Origin of the sequence: Pseudophaeobacter sp. TrK17 (assembly GCF_042192375.1) — a bacterium.
In the GTDB taxonomy this organism is placed as follows: domain Bacteria; phylum Pseudomonadota; class Alphaproteobacteria; order Rhodobacterales; family Rhodobacteraceae; genus Pseudophaeobacter.
Window position 1 is genome coordinate 2,888,101 of sequence record NZ_CP071700.1, and the last position, 17,594, is coordinate 2,905,694.

13 protein-coding genes are annotated in these 17,594 nt (G+C 60.0%); 4 read left to right on the forward strand and 9 right to left on the reverse strand.

Annotated elements, in window-relative coordinates; all coding sequences use genetic code 11:
- Positions 1 to 427: 427 nt before the first annotated feature.
- Entirely contained in the window at positions 428 to 1,174 is a 747-nt protein-coding gene (locus JZI28_RS13670) for a methyltransferase domain-containing protein (protein ID WP_295451588.1), read from the reverse strand.
- A gap of 61 nt (positions 1,175 to 1,235) precedes the next feature.
- On the opposite strand from JZI28_RS13670, the gene gloB reads away from it, so the two are divergent.
- From gloB to JZI28_RS13685, 3 genes are all read left to right on the forward strand, one after another.
- Positions 1,236 to 2,003, forward strand: coding sequence for a hydroxyacylglutathione hydrolase (gene gloB, locus JZI28_RS13675; RefSeq protein WP_375697948.1), 768 nt, complete (start codon positions 1,236 to 1,238; stop codon positions 2,001 to 2,003).
- A gap of 201 nt (positions 2,004 to 2,204) precedes the next feature.
- Positions 2,205 to 4,535: an ATP-dependent Clp protease ATP-binding subunit ClpA gene (gene clpA / locus JZI28_RS13680; protein WP_297340487.1), complete on the forward strand. Its 2,331-nt coding sequence runs from the start codon at positions 2,205 to 2,207 to the stop codon at positions 4,533 to 4,535.
- Between the two features lie 2 nt (positions 4,536 to 4,537).
- Positions 4,538 to 5,545, forward strand: a complete 1,008-nt coding sequence (locus JZI28_RS13685) for a M23 family metallopeptidase (RefSeq protein WP_375697949.1) — start codon at positions 4,538 to 4,540, stop codon at positions 5,543 to 5,545.
- A gap of 77 nt (positions 5,546 to 5,622) precedes the next feature.
- Here JZI28_RS13685 and JZI28_RS13690 read toward each other — a convergent pair whose 3' ends face one another.
- From JZI28_RS13690 to JZI28_RS13700, 3 genes are all read right to left on the reverse strand, one after another.
- Positions 5,623 to 7,998: a peptidoglycan -binding protein gene (locus JZI28_RS13690; RefSeq protein WP_375697950.1), complete on the reverse strand. Its 2,376-nt coding sequence runs from the start codon at positions 7,996 to 7,998 to the stop codon at positions 5,623 to 5,625.
- Between the two features lie 3 nt (positions 7,999 to 8,001).
- Complete coding sequence (locus JZI28_RS13695; protein ID WP_348157595.1) at positions 8,002 to 9,216, reverse strand: biopolymer transporter ExbB; 1,215 nt, start codon at positions 9,214 to 9,216, stop codon at positions 8,002 to 8,004.
- A gap of 77 nt (positions 9,217 to 9,293) precedes the next feature.
- On the reverse strand, positions 9,294 to 9,824 hold the full coding sequence (locus tag JZI28_RS13700) for a gamma-glutamylcyclotransferase (RefSeq protein ID WP_375697951.1): 531 nt from the start codon (positions 9,822 to 9,824) through the stop codon (positions 9,294 to 9,296).
- A gap of 71 nt (positions 9,825 to 9,895) precedes the next feature.
- On the opposite strand from JZI28_RS13700, the gene JZI28_RS13705 reads away from it, so the two are divergent.
- A complete protein-coding gene (locus JZI28_RS13705; protein ID WP_375697952.1) occupies positions 9,896 to 10,906 on the forward strand; it encodes a DUF2125 domain-containing protein in 1,011 nt (336 codons plus the stop codon).
- Between the two features lie 286 nt (positions 10,907 to 11,192).
- Here the strand turns inward: JZI28_RS13705 and JZI28_RS13710 are convergent, their stop codons facing one another.
- From JZI28_RS13710 to JZI28_RS13730, 5 genes are all read right to left on the reverse strand, one after another.
- Complete coding sequence (locus JZI28_RS13710; protein ID WP_375697953.1) at positions 11,193 to 12,101, reverse strand: extensin family protein; 909 nt, start codon at positions 12,099 to 12,101, stop codon at positions 11,193 to 11,195.
- Positions 12,102 to 12,163: 62 nt separating this feature from the next.
- Positions 12,164 to 13,084 carry a prephenate/arogenate dehydrogenase family protein gene (locus tag JZI28_RS13715; protein WP_348157602.1) on the reverse strand — a complete coding sequence of 307 codons (921 nt, stop codon included), beginning with the start codon at positions 13,082 to 13,084 and terminating at the stop codon, positions 12,164 to 12,166.
- Positions 13,081 to 14,172 carry a histidinol-phosphate transaminase gene (gene hisC, locus JZI28_RS13720; protein WP_375697954.1) on the reverse strand — a complete coding sequence of 364 codons (1,092 nt, stop codon included), beginning with the start codon at positions 14,170 to 14,172 and terminating at the stop codon, positions 13,081 to 13,083. Before hisC ends, JZI28_RS13715 begins: the two co-directional genes overlap by 4 nt.
- 156 nt (positions 14,173 to 14,328) lie before the next feature.
- Positions 14,329 to 15,978, reverse strand: coding sequence for a peptidoglycan-binding protein (locus tag JZI28_RS13725; protein ID WP_353397149.1), 1,650 nt, complete (start codon positions 15,976 to 15,978; stop codon positions 14,329 to 14,331).
- A gap of 95 nt (positions 15,979 to 16,073) precedes the next feature.
- The gene (locus JZI28_RS13730) at positions 16,074 to 17,516 is read right to left on the reverse strand and encodes an aminotransferase class V-fold PLP-dependent enzyme (protein ID WP_375697955.1); all 1,443 of its coding nucleotides are present in this window, start codon (positions 17,514 to 17,516) and stop codon (positions 16,074 to 16,076) included.
- Positions 17,517 to 17,594: the final 78 nt, after the last annotated feature.

Genomic DNA, 17,594 nt, shown 5'->3' on the forward strand with positions numbered 1-17,594 from the left:
GTCCGGGGGCGTGAGCAAGCCCCACCAAAAGCGGCAGGGCGTTAAAATCAGCGTGGATGTAACAGAGCCTTAGCAACCTATCAACTGTCTATAGCCCCTAGGGTGAATTCCGTGACTTCAATGTTTTCAATCAGTTAGCCAAACTGCGGCTGTTTGCCCCTCTAAACAAAAGCATTTTTATCTACGTTACGGCAGCAATTTACGATTCCTGACTGCGTAAAAACGACACTATTACCCCCGATAGTCCTGCCGGATGCTGCCAGCATTCAAGCCTCCGTTACAAAAAGTTACACACAGAATCATCTTCGCACCGCTCTCCCTCCCGCGGCAATCGCCCCTCGACCGGCGCAAGCCTGCCCCGGATTGGGTGGGCCATTATTCGCCGGGCGCAGGATTTCAGGCGGGCCGGCTAATACAGATGGTCGGCTCAGGCGGGGTCTGGCAGGGGATTCGACAATCCCTCAAGAACCCGGATCGGGTTGGCGCGCTTGACCTTGGTCATATGCCCATGTTGCGGGTGGGTCTGTTTGCTGACCTCGACCATAAACACGCCCCCCGCCAACATCGTTGGTAACCGCCGCCCGACCCGCTCAAACAGGGCACCCGACTTGAGCCAGAACCGTTTCTGGCTTGGCATCCGATATAGCGCAGCGGCATGGCGTTCGATGGTGAACTCATGCAGGCGCAGCTGGTTTTCAAGCTGGATAAGCGTATAGGGGCGTCCATAGCCAAAGGGAGTCTTGTCAGACCGCGCCCAGAACCCGGCCCGGTTGGGCACCACAAAGATGGCCCGCCCCCCTGGCCCCAGAACCCGGCGACATTCCTCCAGCAACTGGGAGGGCCGCTCCGAGGTCTCCAGCCCATGCATCACCACCAGGCGATCCACCCGCCCCGTTTCGATCGGCCAGCTGGTCTCTTCACACAGGACCGACACATTGGGCATGCCTGCAGGCCACTGCATCACCCCTTGGGGCCCTGGCATCAAGGCAATGACCCGGCGCGCCTCAGCCAGATAGGGCCGCATCAAGGGGGCGGCAAAGCCAAATCCCGCCACGGTCTGCCCTGCGGCTTCTGGCCAGAGCTCCAACAATCGGTTCCGCACCGAGGCCTGCGCCGCACGGCCCAGAGTACTGCGGTAATAAAAATTCCTAAGATCCTGAACATCAAGATGCATTGCGGGTGCCTGCTGCTTGGGCCAATCTATGCGCAGTGTAACAATGGTGAGGCGAAAAACCATGCCCCTGGAAATCATTACCCTGCCCTGTCTCTCGGACAACTATGCCTATCTGCTGCACGATGCCAAGAGCGGTCAGACCGCTTTGGTGGATGCGCCGGAAGCAGCTGCGGTGAAATCAGCGCTGAGCACCCGTGGCTGGGGCTTGGATGCGATCCTGCTGACCCACCACCACTATGATCACATCGACGGCGTGGACGAGCTGCGCCGCAGCTATGGCGCCAAGGTCTATGGCGCCAAACCCGACACCCACCGCCTGCCACCGCTGGACCATGCGCTGGACTATGGCGCCCGCTTTGAATTGTTTGGCGAAGAGGTCCAGGTGCTGGATGTCTCGGGCCACACCATTGGGCACATCGCCTTTTTCCTGCCCGAGAGCCAGGCTGTCTTTACCGCAGACAGCCTGATGGCGCTTGGCTGTGGTCGCCTGTTTGAAGGCACGCCAGACATGATGTGGGACAGTCTCAACCGTCTGATGGCACTGCCGCCGCAGACCATGGTTTACTCTGGCCATGAATACACCCAATCCAACGCCCGTTTTGCGGTTACAATTGAGCCTGACAATGCCGCCTTGCAGGTGCGCGTTGATGAAATCACAAAAAAACGCGCCAAAGGCGAAGCCACTGTTCCGTCGCGATTGCAGCTGGAACTGGACACAAATCCGTTTTTGCGGGCTCATCTGGATAAAGTCAAATCAGCCATTGGCATGGAAGGCGCTGAAAACGCAGAGGTTTTTGCAGAAATTCGTCACAGGAAGAACACGTTCTAGCACCCGCGACCACGGTTTGAGCCTTCAAGGGCCGGGTGCAATTCAACCGCTTTAAAAAGAAATGTGACCCAAATTTGAAAGAAAGTCCTTGAAGCTGCCGCTCTATCAACCAAACTCTAATACTATGAGGACATGGTTGATGCACGGGGAAGAGGCAGAAAGCCGATGCCCCGGTCAACCCAAGAACAGAGGAGCACGCCCGTGCCTTCATTCTCGAGCACACTAGAACAAGCCATTCACGCCGCGCTCGCGCTGGCGAATGAGCGGCGCCATGAGTTTGCCACGCTGGAACACCTGCTGCTGGCTTTGATCGAAGAACCAGAAGCCGCCCGCGTCATGCGCGCCTGTGGTGTTGAGCTGGGTCAGCTGCGCGCTTCGCTAATTGAATTTGTTGACGAAGATCTCGCCAATCTGGTGACGGATGTTGATGGATCCGAAGCGGTCCCGACAGCAGCCTTCCAGCGGGTTATTCAGCGCGCCGCCATCCACGTGCAAAGCTCTGGCCGCACCGAAGTCACCGGGGCCAACGTTTTGGTCGCGATCTTTGCAGAACGCGAGAGCGACGCGGCCTACTTCCTGCAGGATCAGGATATGACCCGCTATGACGCAGTGAATTTCATTGCCCATGGCGTGGCCAAGGATCCCGCCTTTGGCGAATCCCGCCCGGTCACTGGCGCCCCCGAAAGCGAAGAAGAGGCCATGGGCTCCCCCCCGCCCGGCGAAGGCGACAAAAAAGAAAGCGCGCTGGATAAATACTGCGTCGATCTCAACGCCAAATCCCGCGAAGGCGACATTGATCCGCTGATTGGCCGCAGCCATGAGGTGGAGCGCTGCATCCAAGTGCTGTGCCGCCGCCGCAAGAACAACCCGCTGTTGGTGGGGGATCCCGGTGTTGGCAAAACCGCCATTGCCGAAGGTCTGGCGCGCAAGATCGTTCAGGGCGAAGTCCCCAAGGTTCTGGCTGAAACCACTATCTTTTCGCTCGACATGGGGGCGCTGCTGGCCGGCACCCGCTATCGCGGCGACTTTGAGGAGCGTCTCAAAGCAGTGGTGACAGAACTGGAAGACCATCCCGATGGCGTGCTCTTCATTGATGAAATCCACACGGTGATTGGCGCTGGTGCCACCTCTGGCGGTGCCATGGATGCCTCTAACCTGCTGAAACCTGCGTTGCAGGGCGGCAAGCTGCGCACCATGGGCTCCACCACCTACAAGGAGTTCCGTCAGCATTTTGAAAAAGACCGCGCCCTGGCCCGTCGTTTCCAAAAGATCGACGTCAATGAACCTTCGGTTCAAGATGCGGTTGAGATCCTCAAAGGGCTGAAACCCTATTTTGAGGAGCACCACAGCATCAAGTTCACCGCCGATGCGATCAAATCCGCTGTCGAGCTGGCCGCACGCTACATCAATGACCGCAAACTGCCCGACAAGGCCATCGACGTGATTGATGAGGCCGGTGCTGCACAGCATCTGGTGCCGGAAAGCAAACGCCGCAAAACCATCGGCGTCAAAGAGATCGAGGCCGTCGTGGCCAAGATCGCCCGCATTCCCCCCAAGAGCGTCACCAAGGACGATGCCGAGGTGCTGAAGGATCTTGAAAAAAGCCTCAAGCGGGTTGTCTTTGGCCAGGACGATGCCATTGATGCGCTGTCCAGCGCCATCAAACTGGCCCGTGCAGGTCTGCGTGAACCCGAAAAACCCATTGGCAACTATCTCTTTGCAGGCCCCACGGGCGTCGGCAAAACCGAGGTGGCCAAACAGCTGGCCGACACCCTGGGTGTGGAGCTCTTGCGCTTTGACATGTCGGAATACATGGAGAAACACGCGGTTTCCCGTCTGATTGGTGCACCTCCCGGCTATGTGGGCTTTGATCAGGGTGGCTTGCTTACCGATGGGGTGGATCAGCATCCGCACTGCGTACTGCTGCTTGACGAGATCGAAAAGGCGCACCCGGATGTTTTCAACATCCTGCTGCAGGTGATGGATAACGGTCAGCTCACCGATCACAACGGCCGCGCGGTGAACTTCCGCAACGTGGTGCTGATCATGACCTCCAACGCCGGTGCCTCGGATATGGCAAAGGCTGCGATCGGCTTTGGTCGTGATCGCCGCGAGGGTGAAGACACCGCGGCGATTGAGCGCACCTTTACGCCGGAATTCCGCAACCGTCTGGACGCTGTGATCGCCTTTGCGCCACTGCCCAAAGAGGTCATCCTGCAAGTGGTCGAGAAATTCGTGCTGCAACTGGAAGCCCAGTTGATGGACCGCAATGTCTCGATTGAGCTGACCCGCAAGGCTGCGGAATGGCTGGCGGAACGGGGCTATGACGATCGCATGGGCGCACGGCCTCTTGGCCGGGTCATCCAGGAGCACATCAAGAAACCGCTTGCCGAAGAACTGCTCTTTGGCAAGCTGGCAAAAGGTGGGCTGGTCAAGGTTGGCATCAAGGATGGCAAGCTGGATCTGCGGATCGAAGGGCCAACCAAGCCACGGATCTCTGGCGACAAACCGCCATTGCTGACTGCTGACTGATCATGCGGCTATCTCTCGGAGCGTTTCTCCTTTCGCTCGTCACGGCACCTGCCGTGGCGAGCGATTTCACCTTGCAATGGCCGCTGGATTGTCGCCTGGGAGAAACCTGTCACATCCAACAATATGTCGACCATCTCCCCGGCCCGGCGACCCAGGATTACAAATGCCAGGGGCTAAGCTACTCGGGGCATAAAGGCACTGATATCGCCCTGCCCTATCTGAGCGACATGCAGGCCGGAGTCGCAGTCCGGGCCGCAGCACCAGGAGTTGTCCAGGGGGTGCGCAACACCATGCCGGATACCTATTCCACCCAGGAAAACGCCGAGCTTCTGAAGGGGCGCGAATGTGGAAACGGCGTTGTCCTACGCCATGAAGGCGGCTGGGAAACCCAGTATTGCCACATGAAACAGGGCTCTGTCCGGGTGCAAAAGGGCCAGCAGATAGCAGCTGGAACCGCCCTGGGCGAAGTCGGGCTTTCTGGCAAGACCCAGTTCCCCCATCTACACCTGTCACTCCGCCTAAACGGCGCGGTTGTAGACCCCTTTGCCCCGGAAGGGCGCCCATCCTGTGATCTGGATACAGAGGCTACCCCCGCCACTAGCCTATCAGAGGCTACCCCCGCCACTAGCCTATGGGCCGAGCCGCTGCCCTATCAGCCAGGGGGCTTTCTGGGGGCCGGGTTCTCTACCCATGTTCCAGAGTTCATAGAAATCAAATCCGGCGCGGCGACGCGTGAGCGGTTGACCACACAATCGCCGGCACTGGTGTTTTGGGCCTATGCCTTTGGTGGCCAAAAGGGCGACCGTGTGCGCCTGACCATTTCCGGGCCCAAAGGCGTCTTTTCCGTTCACGAAATCACGCTTGAACGCGATCAGGCGCAGTTTTTCCGGGCCTCTGGCAAACGGTTGCGCAGCGAAGCTTGGGATTATGGGCGCTACACGGCACTGGCGGTGCTGCTGCGCGATGAAGAAGAAATTGACCGGATAGAAGAGGTTGTCGACCTTCGCTGAGCGCCCTGCCCGGGAAAACCTGACTGCTGGAGCTTGGCTGGAGCGAATTGACTGAAGCGCCTGGGCCGTTGCCCCGGTCAGCGCTCAGTGAACTTCAGCTCGATCCGGCGGTTTTGAGCCCGCGCTTCCGGGGTATCATCGGTATTCACTGGTTGGAACTCGCCAAAACCATTGGCCGCCAGGCGATCCGGCGCAATGCCTAGGTTTTCGATCATAAAGCGCACCACCGACAGCGCCCTGCCCTGGCTGAGTTCCCAGTTATCGCTGTATTTTTCGCTGCCCGCCATGGCCGTATTGTCGGTGTGACCATCCACCCGGATGATCCAGTTCAGCTCTGGTGGGATCTCGGCGGCGACGCTCTGCAAGATCTTCGCCACCTTGGTAATCTCGCCCTTGCCCGCGCTGGACAAATCTGCACTGCCCGAGGCAAACAGCACCTCAGAGGCAAAGACAAAGCGGTCGCCCTCGATCCGAACACCCTCCTGACTGCCCAGAACATTGCGCAGGCGCCCAAAGAACTCTGAGCGGTAGCGTTCCAACTCCTCAGCCTTGGTTTCCAGGCTTTCTGCCTTGCTGGCCAATTCTGCTGCCTCAACCTCCAGCCGCTTACGTTCGCTTTCTTCCAGCAGGCGACGGCGGCGCTCTTCTGAGGCGGCCCGCGCCAGGGCCGAGTTCAAGTCCTGGCCAAGGTTTTGCAACTGCACCTGCTGCGCCGCATCGCGCGCTTGGTAGTCGTCCAAAATGGCCTGCAGCCCACCCAATTGCTCGCGCAGGGCAGCAACCTGTTGGTTCAACAGTGCAGTCTCGCGCTGCGCTTCGGCTGAGACGGTTTTCTGATCTGCCAAGGCAGCCTGGGCCTGGGCCAAAAGAGCCGCCCGGTCCTGCGCCAGGCTGCGATCCGTTTTGGCGCTGCTTTCGGCCTCTTGCTGGGCATTTAATGCCGCCAGAAGCCGTTGCTGCAAAACCGCCTGATCGCTGGCCGCCGCCTGGGCATTTTCCAAAGCATCCAACGCTTCCAGCAGGCGCAGCTCAACCGAGGCACGTTCCTCAGCGGTTGAACTGGCAGCGCGGCGGGCAGCTGCCAGTTCGTTCTGCGCCTGCAGCAGCTCTGCCTCTAGCCCGGACATCACCGAGGCCGTATCGGCCTGCAAACGGGCCAGTTGCGTCTCAATCTCAAGCTGGGCCTCTTCTGCCTCAGCCCGTTGTGCCGCCAGTTGCTGCTCCAACTGCAAGACCGTTTCGGCCTGCTGCCGCTGCAGGTTGGCCAGCTCGCTTTGATACTGGGTTTCAGTCTCCACATTGGCGGTGCGTTGCCGCGCCAACTCTGCCTCTAGTGCAGCCTTGTTTTCAGCGGCCAAGCGGCGGGCGCCGTCCAGCTCAGCATTCAGACGCTCTTGTGTGGCGTTGCTGTCCTGACGCAGCCGGTTCAGCTCGATTTCAAGCGCTGCGACACGGCCTTCGGCGGCGGATTGTGAGACCTGCATCTGCGCCAGCACTCGTGTCAGACGTTCGGCCAGCTCATCCCGCTGCTGCCCCTGTGCCTTGGCAGTCTCCAGGGTTGTCAGGGCCTGTTCCAGATCGCTGTTCAACTGTTCCTTGGCCTGTTCAGCCGCCGCCAACAGCGTCAGCGTATCCTCCGCCTCCTGCCGCTGACGTTCCAGCGACAGGGTCATCGCCGTCAATTCTGCATCCGCAGTTTCAAGACGCGCCCGCAGGGCTTCGGCGGCGGCAGCTTCGACCAGGCGGGCTTCTTCTTCGGCGCTCAGCTGCGCAGTCAAGGCCGATACCGTGCTTTCCTGCTGCGCGCCCTGCGCCTCAAGGTCGGTGATCAGCGCCTCCAGGGCTTCGCGTTTAGCCGCCGCCAGGCGGGCGTTTTCAACACCTGCGTCGATCTCTTCACGCGCCTGGGCCAGGGCGATATTCATCGCCTCCGCTTCACTCAGCAAGGTGCTGCGCTCCAGCTCAAGGGCGTCCCGGTTTTCAGTCAGCTCCGCAATCCGCGCCTCAGCAGCATCCCGCCCGGCAATAAAACTCGCTACCTGCGCCTCAAAGGCGGTGATCTGGCTTTGTGCCTGCGCCAGATCCGCCCGTTGCTGATCCCGTTCAGCCGTCAGCCCGGCAATCACCGCGCGCTGCTGGTCCAGGGCGTTTTGCGCCTGCGCCAGATCGCTTTGTGTGGTGGAAAGCGTCGAGCTGAGCGCCCCGAGCCGCGCATTCAGGCGGCTGTTGTCGCGTTCTTCCAGCCCCAGCGCATTGGCCAGCGCCTGCACCTCGGATGACAGATCATCCAGCTCGCTTTCCTGGCCGCTGATGGTCTCGCGCAGCACAAATTGCACCACCATAAAGATGGTCAGCAAGAACATCAGGACCAACAACAGGCCCGTCATGGCGTCGACAAAACCGGGCCAGATGGAACTCTGAAATCGCTGCCCGCTGCGCCGCGACAGGGCCATGGTCTAGTCCTCGCCCTGCAGAAAGGTGGAGCCGGCGCTCTGCTCGGGCTCTGGCGCCTGGCGCTCGCGCCCACGGGGCACCGCAAAGGCCTTGACCATGAGGTCGATGTCCTTGCGTAACTCTGCCAGGCTTTCCTGGCGACCGGCGGAAATCTCTTCCAGGATGCGCAGCATCTGCACGTCGATTGAGCGCAACCTCATGCGACTTTCGGCATCCATGCCAACATCGCCATGGGCGCGCATGATCTCGGTCAGGGTCTCCTGGCCCACCGCAACCCGGTCCAGCGCGCTGGAAATGCTCGCCGCCTGGTCCTGACGGGCGTTCATATCGGTTATCGCATCCACCAGCTGGGACAGCTTGTTGTCGATCTCTGCCCGACTAGAGGCGTTCTGGGCAAACATCGCCTGCAGCGCATCCATCTGCTCCGCCATGGTGTCCAGCACCTCAGAGACCACGCCGGTTTCGCCACCACCGCCCTCCTCGCCTGAGGAAAAGCTGACCCGGGTGAAGGAAGACAGCCACTCCTCTAGCTCGCGGTAAAACCGGTTTTGACCGTGGCCGGCAAACAGCTCCAGCAGGCCAACAATCAGCGATCCCGCCAGCCCCAAGAGAGACGAGGCAAAGGCAACCCCCATGCCGCCCAGCTGGGCCTCAAGCCCGGTCATCAGACGGTTAAACACCGCAATGCTTTCTTCGCCCTCCTGCGGGGCCAGGCTGCGTATGGTATCCACCACCGCAGGCACCGTGGTCGCAAGACCGTAAAATGTCCCCAAAAGGCCAAGAAAAATCAACAGGTTGACGATGTATCGCGTGATCTCGCGCTCTTCATCCACCCGCTGCGCCACGGAATCCAGGATGGAACGTGTCGAAGACGAGCCCAACTGCATCCGGGCCGCCCGCGAGCGCAGCAGCGCCGCCAGGGGCGCCAGCAGCGACGGCGCACGGTTCTCCCCGCGGCTGCCACCAGAGGCAAAGCTTTCGATCCAGCGCACCGAGCCAATCAGCTGCAGCACCTGCCAGAAACAGGAGAGAACGCCGATGACAAACACAATGACAATAAAGCCGTTGAGCCAGGGATTGGCCTGGAACACCGGCAGCACCTTGGGCAGGGCGACAAAGATGCCAAAGCCTGCAAGGCCAAGGGCGATCAGCATCAGGATGATTTGCCGAACGGGTTGCGAGAACTGCGGCCTGGTCTTGCGTTCGGTATGGGCCATATTCGGTGTGATCCTGTCAGGTTTTCAGCTCAATTCCCTTCGGAGCTTAAAGGCAAAGAGACAAAAGCAACAAGGCTTTATGCCGTAATTTCCCGCACACGCATCATCAACCACTCCAGTTCGGCGTCGCCCAGGCCAATCTCGCTGAGATGTTCAGCCGTATTGTACAGATATTCGGTATTGGGACCACGCCCGCCCACCGCAGTGGCGATGATCTGCGCCTGGTTTTCCAGCGCCATCCCCCCGCAATACTGCACGTGATGCGGATCGATGACATAGGTCACGGCCTCAACCTCTTCACCTGTGTGCAAGGCAACCGTCAGATCACGTTCCAGATAGGCCGAGGAAACCAGTTCACGTTCGCGCAGATAGGCCAGGGTTTGGTCCTCTTTACCGGCGGCAACCGCCAGCGCCAGCCCGTGGCATTGTGATCCTTTGACCTCATCCAGGGCAAGCACCAGTCCTGGTGCCTCTTCGCTGCCCCGGTGGTGAATCGAAGTCATGCAAAAAGAACGCGCATAGCCCTGCAGGGTTGCTACCTCGCGGCGCGCCACCGGAAATCCCGGGTTCCACAGCAGCGATCCATATCCGAATACCCACATTGTCATGATCTATGGCCCTTTTTATCCGCCGCCTATAAACAGCAAAATGCAGGCTAGAAAAAGAGGGTCTTTGCAGAATGCGACTGCTGAAATGGCTCAGCCTTGGGGCGGCTGTCTGGATAGTGTACTGGGGGCTGGCGGCCTGGGGCCTGCGCGCGGGCTTTGAGGCCTGGTTTGACGAACAGCAACGACAGGGCTGGCAGGTCTCTTATGAGCCAATGACCACCCGCGGGTTCCCCATGCGCCATGTCACTCGTCTGAGCCAACCGCTGCTTGCCGACCCCGGCACCGGCGCCGCCTGGAGCGGTGATTGGATCGAATTTGACAGCCCGGCCCTCTGGCCCGGTGCACAAAGCCTGCGGTTTCCCGCAACGCCGCAACACTATTCCTTTTTTGACCAGACCCGCAGTGTGACGGCAGAGCAAATGCGCGCGGATCTGCAACTGGCCCCCGGGCTGGCGCTGGAACTGGAAAAGCTGTCGCTGACCAGCCAGGATTGGCAGATCAGCGATGGCTCTGGCGTCATCTGGCAAGCGCAGGACCTGTTGCTGGAAATGCGACAGCTGGCGCAGGCCGAACAATACCACCTCACTGCCGTGGCGACGCATTTTGCTCCCCGGGGGCTATTGCGCACAGGTTTTAGCGGTTTAAGCCCGACAAGGGAGGATCTGCCGCCGCGGTTTGATGCTCTGCGCCTGCGCGCAGATCTGGGGTTTGATACCCCCTGGGATCGGCGCGCCATCGAATTGCGACGCCCACAGTTGCGCCAGATCAACCTGGCTCTGGCCGAGGCTCATTGGGGAGATATGCTGTTCCGGGCAACTGGAGCGCTGGAGGTGGATGAGACAGGCCGTCTGAGCGGAGCGCTGGATCTGCGCGCGGAAAACTGGCCGGCCATTCTGGACATGGCTGAGCGCCTGAGCCTGCTGCCACCAAGCAGTCGCAGAGCGGTGGAGAAAGTTCTGGCGCTGTTTTCGACCGGAACCGGGCGCGCCGCAAAGATTGACATCTCTTTGCGCTTTAAGCAGGGACAGGTCTGGGCTGGCCCGCTGCCACTTGGCACGGCACCGCTTTTGGTGCTTCGCTGAGAGCAAAACAGCCGGACTGTCTGTAGCCGCCCGACTGGCTAACTGGCTAACTGGCTAACTGGAAAGTGGCGGGCCAGAAACACCAAAACACAGGGCAAAATTGAACAAATCCACAAAACAGCGGCGGGCTCCCGCCTGATTGGCGGTATTCTTGCAGAATGCCACGTCTCAGTTGGGCCGGGCGCCGCGCCTATGGCGCGGCGCGGCACCGCCCGTGGCTAAAAATTCATAGAAATCAAATCATTGGCCGTGATGCAACCCAGGGCGCAGGTGCCGCCCGTTCTGCTTAGCGGCAATAGGAACCGCTGCGGTAACTGGCAACATCCAGATGGAAATGGTCGCGGTGATGGCGGTCTGCTTCGGGGCCGAGCACAGTGCCAAAGGGGCCACAGGCCGCCTTCCAGATCCGCGTCAACGGTTTGCGGGTTTCACGCGCGCCCCATCCCTGAAGCACTGTTACCAGTGTGCCATCCTCCAGCTTGAAGCCGGAAATATCAATCGCCTTGCCCCGCCCATGTTCCGAGATCCGCGCCCCGGGGCGATTGTTGCGGGGACGGCAGGCGTAATGCGCCGCGACGCGCAGGCTAACAACCTTGTTGCGGCGGCCAAAGGCGGTTTCAACATCCTTGGACACCCAGCGTTTCAAGGCTTTGGCCATCTCGCAAGTCATCACCGAGGCCTGGCTCAGCCTGACCCCCGCGACAGAGGTCACGCGCACCGCATCCCGCGCACCACAGCCCGGCAGGGCTGCCGCCACTTCGCCAACCGCCTTACCCTGGATTTCAATGTCGCCACAGACAGAGCCTTTGCGCAGCCGGCGCCGTTTGAACAAAGCCTGTTCAACGATGGTATCCGGACGCACTAAAGGCACCAGGGACTGATCCAACACCGGCGGCACCAGATCCGCAGATAAATCGGCAGCGGCCAGAATTTGGGCTGAAACCGGACGCTCAACAGGGCGCAGGCCGCCCCCCAAGGCTGGGCCACCCTGTTCCAGATCCGCCAGGGCAGCAACCGAGGACTGCGGCAGCTCCGCCGCCGAGGCTGCACTCCCGGACAAGGGGCGATCAATCGGGCGCAGCGAGACCTCTGGCGCCGAAGCGTGCAGCGGGGCCAGACCCGCAACACAGAGCAGCCCAGCAGCCAAAGTCGCGTTCCTGCCCCCGGAACTGGCCCCGGTCCTGGCCCCGTTCATACCACAGTCGCGAGCCCAGACCCTGACCCGCACAACTGCCGCCTGAAAACGCCCCCGCCCGATCATGGTTTATGCGCCCTGCCAAAGTCAGCCGCAGCAGTGTCCTGCCCGGCTTCGATAATGCCGCGACGGATGGCACGGGTGCGGGTAAAGTAATCATGCAGGTGATCCCCGTCACCGGTACGGATGGCCCGTTGCAGCGCAAAGAGCTCTTCGGTGAAGCGGCCAAGGATTTCCAGCGTCGCCTCTTTGTTGGTCAAAAAGACATCGCGCCACATGGTCGGATCCGAAGCGGCAATCCGGGTAAAATCACGAAAGCCCGCCGCCGAATATTTGATCACTTCGCTATCGGTCACCCGGCGCAGATCGTCCGCCACCCCAACCATGGTATAGGCAATAAGGTGCGGCGCATGACTGGTCACGGCCAGCACCAGATCATGGTGATCGGCATCCATTTCATCAACATTGGCGCCCATCCCTTCCCAAAGCGCACGCATGCGCGCAACCGCCTCTTCGTCACTGCCTTCAACCGGAACCAGCAGGCTCCAGCGGTTATCAAACAGCTCGGCAAAGCCCGCTTCAGGACCGGAATGTTCGGTGCCGGCCAGGGGATGCGCCGGGACAAAATGAACGCCATCGGGGATATGCGGCGCCACAGCTTCGATCACATGGCCCTTGACCGACCCCACATCTGACACAGTTGCACCGGGTTTCAGCAGCGGTCCAATTTCGGCCATGACTGGCCCCATGACCCCAACGGGCACACAGAGCACCACCAGATCAGCATCCGCGACGGCCTCGGCGGCGCTGTCGCAGACGCGATCACACAGCCCGATGCGCCGGGCGGTCTCGCGAGTTTCGGCGCTGCGGGCATAGCCCGTGACCTCGCCCGCCAAGCCGCGCCGTTTCATCGCCCAGAACATCGATGAGGCAATCAGGCCCAGACCAATCAGCGCCACCCGGTTGTAGACAACCTCACTCATGCGGCACCCTGCTGTGTTTTGAACTCAGAAATGGCCTTAATCAGCCGGTGGCAGGCCGCCTCGTCACCAATAGTGATGCGCAATGCGGCGGGCAGGTTATAGCCGCCCACCCGGCGCACAATCAGCCCCTGGGTTTGCAGGTAAGTGTCACAGGCCTCAGCCTCGGCCTGGCTGGCAAACCGCGCCAGAATGAAATTGGTGCAGGAGGTATCCGACGCCACCCCCAGCTCTGCCAGCGCCGCCGCCAGCCAGCTGCGCCATTTGGCGTTTTCATTGCGGCAATGGTCGATATAGGCGCGATCACGCACTGCGGCCTCTGCCCCGGCCAGGGCTGTGGCAGAGACATTAAAAGGCCCGCGCACCCGGTTCAGCACATCAATAATGGCTGCTGGGCCATAGCCCCAGCCAACCCGCGCGCCGCCCAATCCGTAGATCTTGGAAAAGGTCCGCGTCATAAAGATGTTGTCCCGGGTCGCAATCAGATCCGCGCCAGCGTCAAAGCCTTCGACATATTCCGCGTAGGCACCATCCAATACCAACATCACGCCTTTGGGCAGCCCATCGGCGAGACGAGCAACCTCAGCGGCAGAAATCATCGTGCCGGTGGGATTGTTGGGATTGGCGATAAACACCAGCTTGGTATGTTCCGAACATCCCGCCAGCAGGGCGTCCACATCGGTCACCCGCTCACGCTCCTTGACCTCGACCGGAGTGGCACCAGCGGCCAGGGCACTGATGCGATACATGGCAAACCCATGTTCGGTATAGAGCACTTCATCACCGGGACCTGCAAAACACTGGCACAAAAAGGCGATGATCTCATCGCTGCCCGCACCACAGATGATCTGCTCCGGGTTCAGTCCCTCGACTTCACCAATGGCCTGACGCAGGGCCTGATGGTCCGAGCTGGGATAGCGATGCATATTTGCCGCCGCCTCTTGCATGGCTATAATCGCAAGCGGGCTTGGCCCCAGTGGGTTTTCATTGGAGGAGAGCTTTACGGTGTTGCTCACCCCCGCCACATGGGCCGCGCCGCTCTGATAGAGAGCGATATCCATAATACCGGGCTGCGGCGTAATCTGGGTCATACTTCGGGCTCCTTGGTTCCCCCCCGTAATAGCGAGGCGCAAGCCAATGGGAAAGCCGCAAGATGCCCCCTCTCAAATCCAGCTGCGTCAGATCCAGCCGCCGGGAGAAGGCGCGAAAGAGCCGCCTATTGCACAGCTCCCCGCGCCCCCGGCTGATCACTTGGCTTTTTCCAGCTTTTTCAACTTGGCTTCGGCCTGTTTTTCCACCATGTCGGTCAGCTCTTTGCGCAGTTTTGCATCCTTGCGCATGGCCTCCTCCATGGTTTTTTGCAAAACCTTGGCAGATTGCGTCCCGTCTGAGCTTTCAAGAGCTTTATTGGCGTAGGCGACAAAGACCTTGTCCTGAAGCCCCTCGGCGATATCGGCATAGATCTTTGGCCCGTGCTTTTTGGCAAATTCCTCCACCGCATCAGCGCCATATTTTTTGACCAAATCCCCTTTCCAGACCGAATCCATTGCCCGGGGGATTAGTTTCTGGGCCAAAAAGCCCTGGGAATTTGCCACATAGTTAGAGCCAAATTGCGAAACCGACTTCATCGGTCCCGAGGCCATGATGCCCCCTGACAGGATCTTGACCACCGCGTCTGTGAACTCTTTCTGGTTCGGCGCGCGGCCCTTTTCAACCAGTGGCTTGAACAGCATGATCGCCTCTTTGGCGGCATTTTTGATCATTTCCTGCCCAATAGTGGTGGTGAACACCTTCTCCATAAACACGGTCAGCGACTTTTGTGAGAAGGTCTGGAACATCTTGCCCGGCAGTTGCGCGGCGACCTTGCCGGCAACACCTTTCAGGAAAGCGCCCCCCAGCTTACCCCCGGCGGCACCGGCCGCCCCTGCAAACATCGTATCCAGGGCAACTTTCTTGGCTGCGCCCTCCCAGGTGACCTTATTGCCGGCAAGGTATTCCCCGTACTGGCCAGCGCTGGATTTCATCGCCTCGGTGCCGGCAGCTGCGATCGCATGGGCCTTGACCGGGTTCATGCCTTTGGTGGCCACCAACCGCGCCGTGGCGTAGACCTCGATCACCGTAAAGGAGGTTTCGCGCACGACCTCCAGGGTGAAAACCGCCTTGCTCGCCGTGCCAATGCGGGCCTTGATAAATTTGTCAAAGGCCTTTTGCCCGGTGTTATAGACCCGCGTGGCCTTGGCATCCTGCTTTTGTATCTTAGCCCAATCCGGTTTGGAGCGGTTCACCAGAGCTTTTAGGCTGCCGGCTTCGGAGCGGGCGTTCAAAATCGGGGTCCAGGGCGGGTCGGTGTCATCGTTCAGCGTCGACATGGTGAATTCGGCAATCGCCATCATCATGCCATCCTCGGCCTGGCGGGTTTTCTCCACGTCATTGCAGAAATCCACCCAGGTTTCCGCCTGCCCCAGCATCATGTTGGCCTTGGACAGGATCTCATGCTTGAGCGCCTTTTCTTTGGCCTCGAACTCGCGCACTTCGACCTGCTTGGTCTTGCCCTCTTCCTTGACCTCATAGACCGCGACCTTTTGGTCATTGGCAATCATCGCCTGCAGTTTCGCCAGCCCCGCCTTCCAGGTCCGCATTCCCGGATCCACAATACCATCCGGCTTTTTGAACCCGAGCGCGTTTTTCTGGAAGCTACGGATATCCTTAATCAGGCCCGCGTCGCATTTTTTGGAGATCGCAATATTGGCAAACCCATTTGCCTTCAGCATCAAACGCACCAGCTCCACATCTGCGGGGGCATTTTTTACGGGCTTAAACTTTCCCTCGCCAGATTTGGCGTCAGGTTTGGTAATACGGTTCTTGTCCCCCACAGGGGCAGATAGATTAAGTGCCATAACAAGGCTCCGACCAATAACAAAATAATCAACGCTGTGATCCTGCCATAAAGCCCTTGCCCCTGTCATGGGGGTTTTGACCGGTGCTTTCCCCGTCAGGCCGCGCGGGGCTGGAACCGCGCGGTTTTGGGATCCGCCAGATAGCTTTGGGCCAGATCTTCGGCGCGCAGTGTCAGCTCGTTCACGCTGTCGATGATGTATTGCACTGTCTCATCTGTCATCAGATAGGAAAAATTGAGCCTGACCCAGCCCGGTTTTTGCAGCTCTTGTCCCGACTGAAGCGCCGCAAACAAGGCCTCGGACTCGGCCTGTTCAATCCCCAGCAAGCGATGGGCATAGGGCCCGGCGCAGGCACAGCCGCCACGGGCCTGGATACCATAGTGATCGCTCAGCATACGGGTAAACAGCTGCTGATGCACAGGTGCCCCCGAGTTCCCCCTGACCGTGAAAGAGAAAATCGGCAAGCGATGCGCCTGCGCGTGCCCCAACAGCGTTAGCTGCGGATTATCCGCCCAGCCCGCCCGCGCCATTTTGGCAAACTGCGCCTCTTTGGCTGCAATCTCTGCCTCGCCCACCGCTTCTTTGACCAAAAACGCCAGGGCGGCGCGGATATCACCAATCACATTGGGCGTTCCCGCCTCTTCCCGCGCGACCAGGTCTTCGCTGTATTCGTGCCCCCAGGGAGACACAAAGCTGACGGTTCCACCGCCGGGCCAGGACGGGCAGCGGCGCTGAACCGCCAGCCTGTTGACCAGCAGCACCCCGGAGGCCGCTGGGCCCCCTGGGAATTTATGGGGGGAGACAACCACCGCATCCTTATGGGCGCCATGGTCCCCGGCCATCGAGATTGGCAAATAGGGGCCGCCGCCTGCGTAATCCCAGATCACCAGCCCGCCCGCAGCATGCAGCAAACGGCTGACCGGATCAGGATCAGTGAGGATCCCTGTGACATTGGAGGCCGCCGAAAAGCTGCCAATCATCAAATCAGAGCTGGCGTGCTGCACCAGGGCCTGTTGCAAGGCTTCCAGATCAATTCCGCCCTCTGCCGCCTCCGGGATCTCGACAACCTTTGCCTTGCTTTCGCGCCAGGGCAGAATGTTGGAGTGATGTTCATAGGGGCCGATAAAGACCACCGGATTGCGCGCCTCATTGACCCCAAAAAGACTGACAAGCCGGTTGAGCCCGGCGGTGGCGCCGGCGCCGGCAAAGATCACCGCATCCTGCGCACCACATTGGGTCACCCGCGCTATTTCTTGCCGCGCGGCGCGGCGCATTCGGGTGACATAGGCCCCGCAAAAGGACGCCTCGGTGTGAGAATTTGCATAGTACGGCAGGACATGCCTGGCAATGAAATCCTCCACCTGATGCAGGCCCCGCCCCGAGGCCACGTAGTCAGCATAGACCAGCGGCACATCGCCGTCCGGGCCTGGGATCATCATTCCTTCGCCAATCAACCCCTGTGCCAGCGTTGCGCCACTGGCGGCCTGAGCCAGGTCTTCTTTGAAACTTTCCAGGGGGGTCACTACTGCCGAGGTCATAGACGCGTCTCCTAAAGGGGATTTTGTTTAATCTCCTATGTAAAACACGCAGAATCACCACCAATGCCTGATTGATTT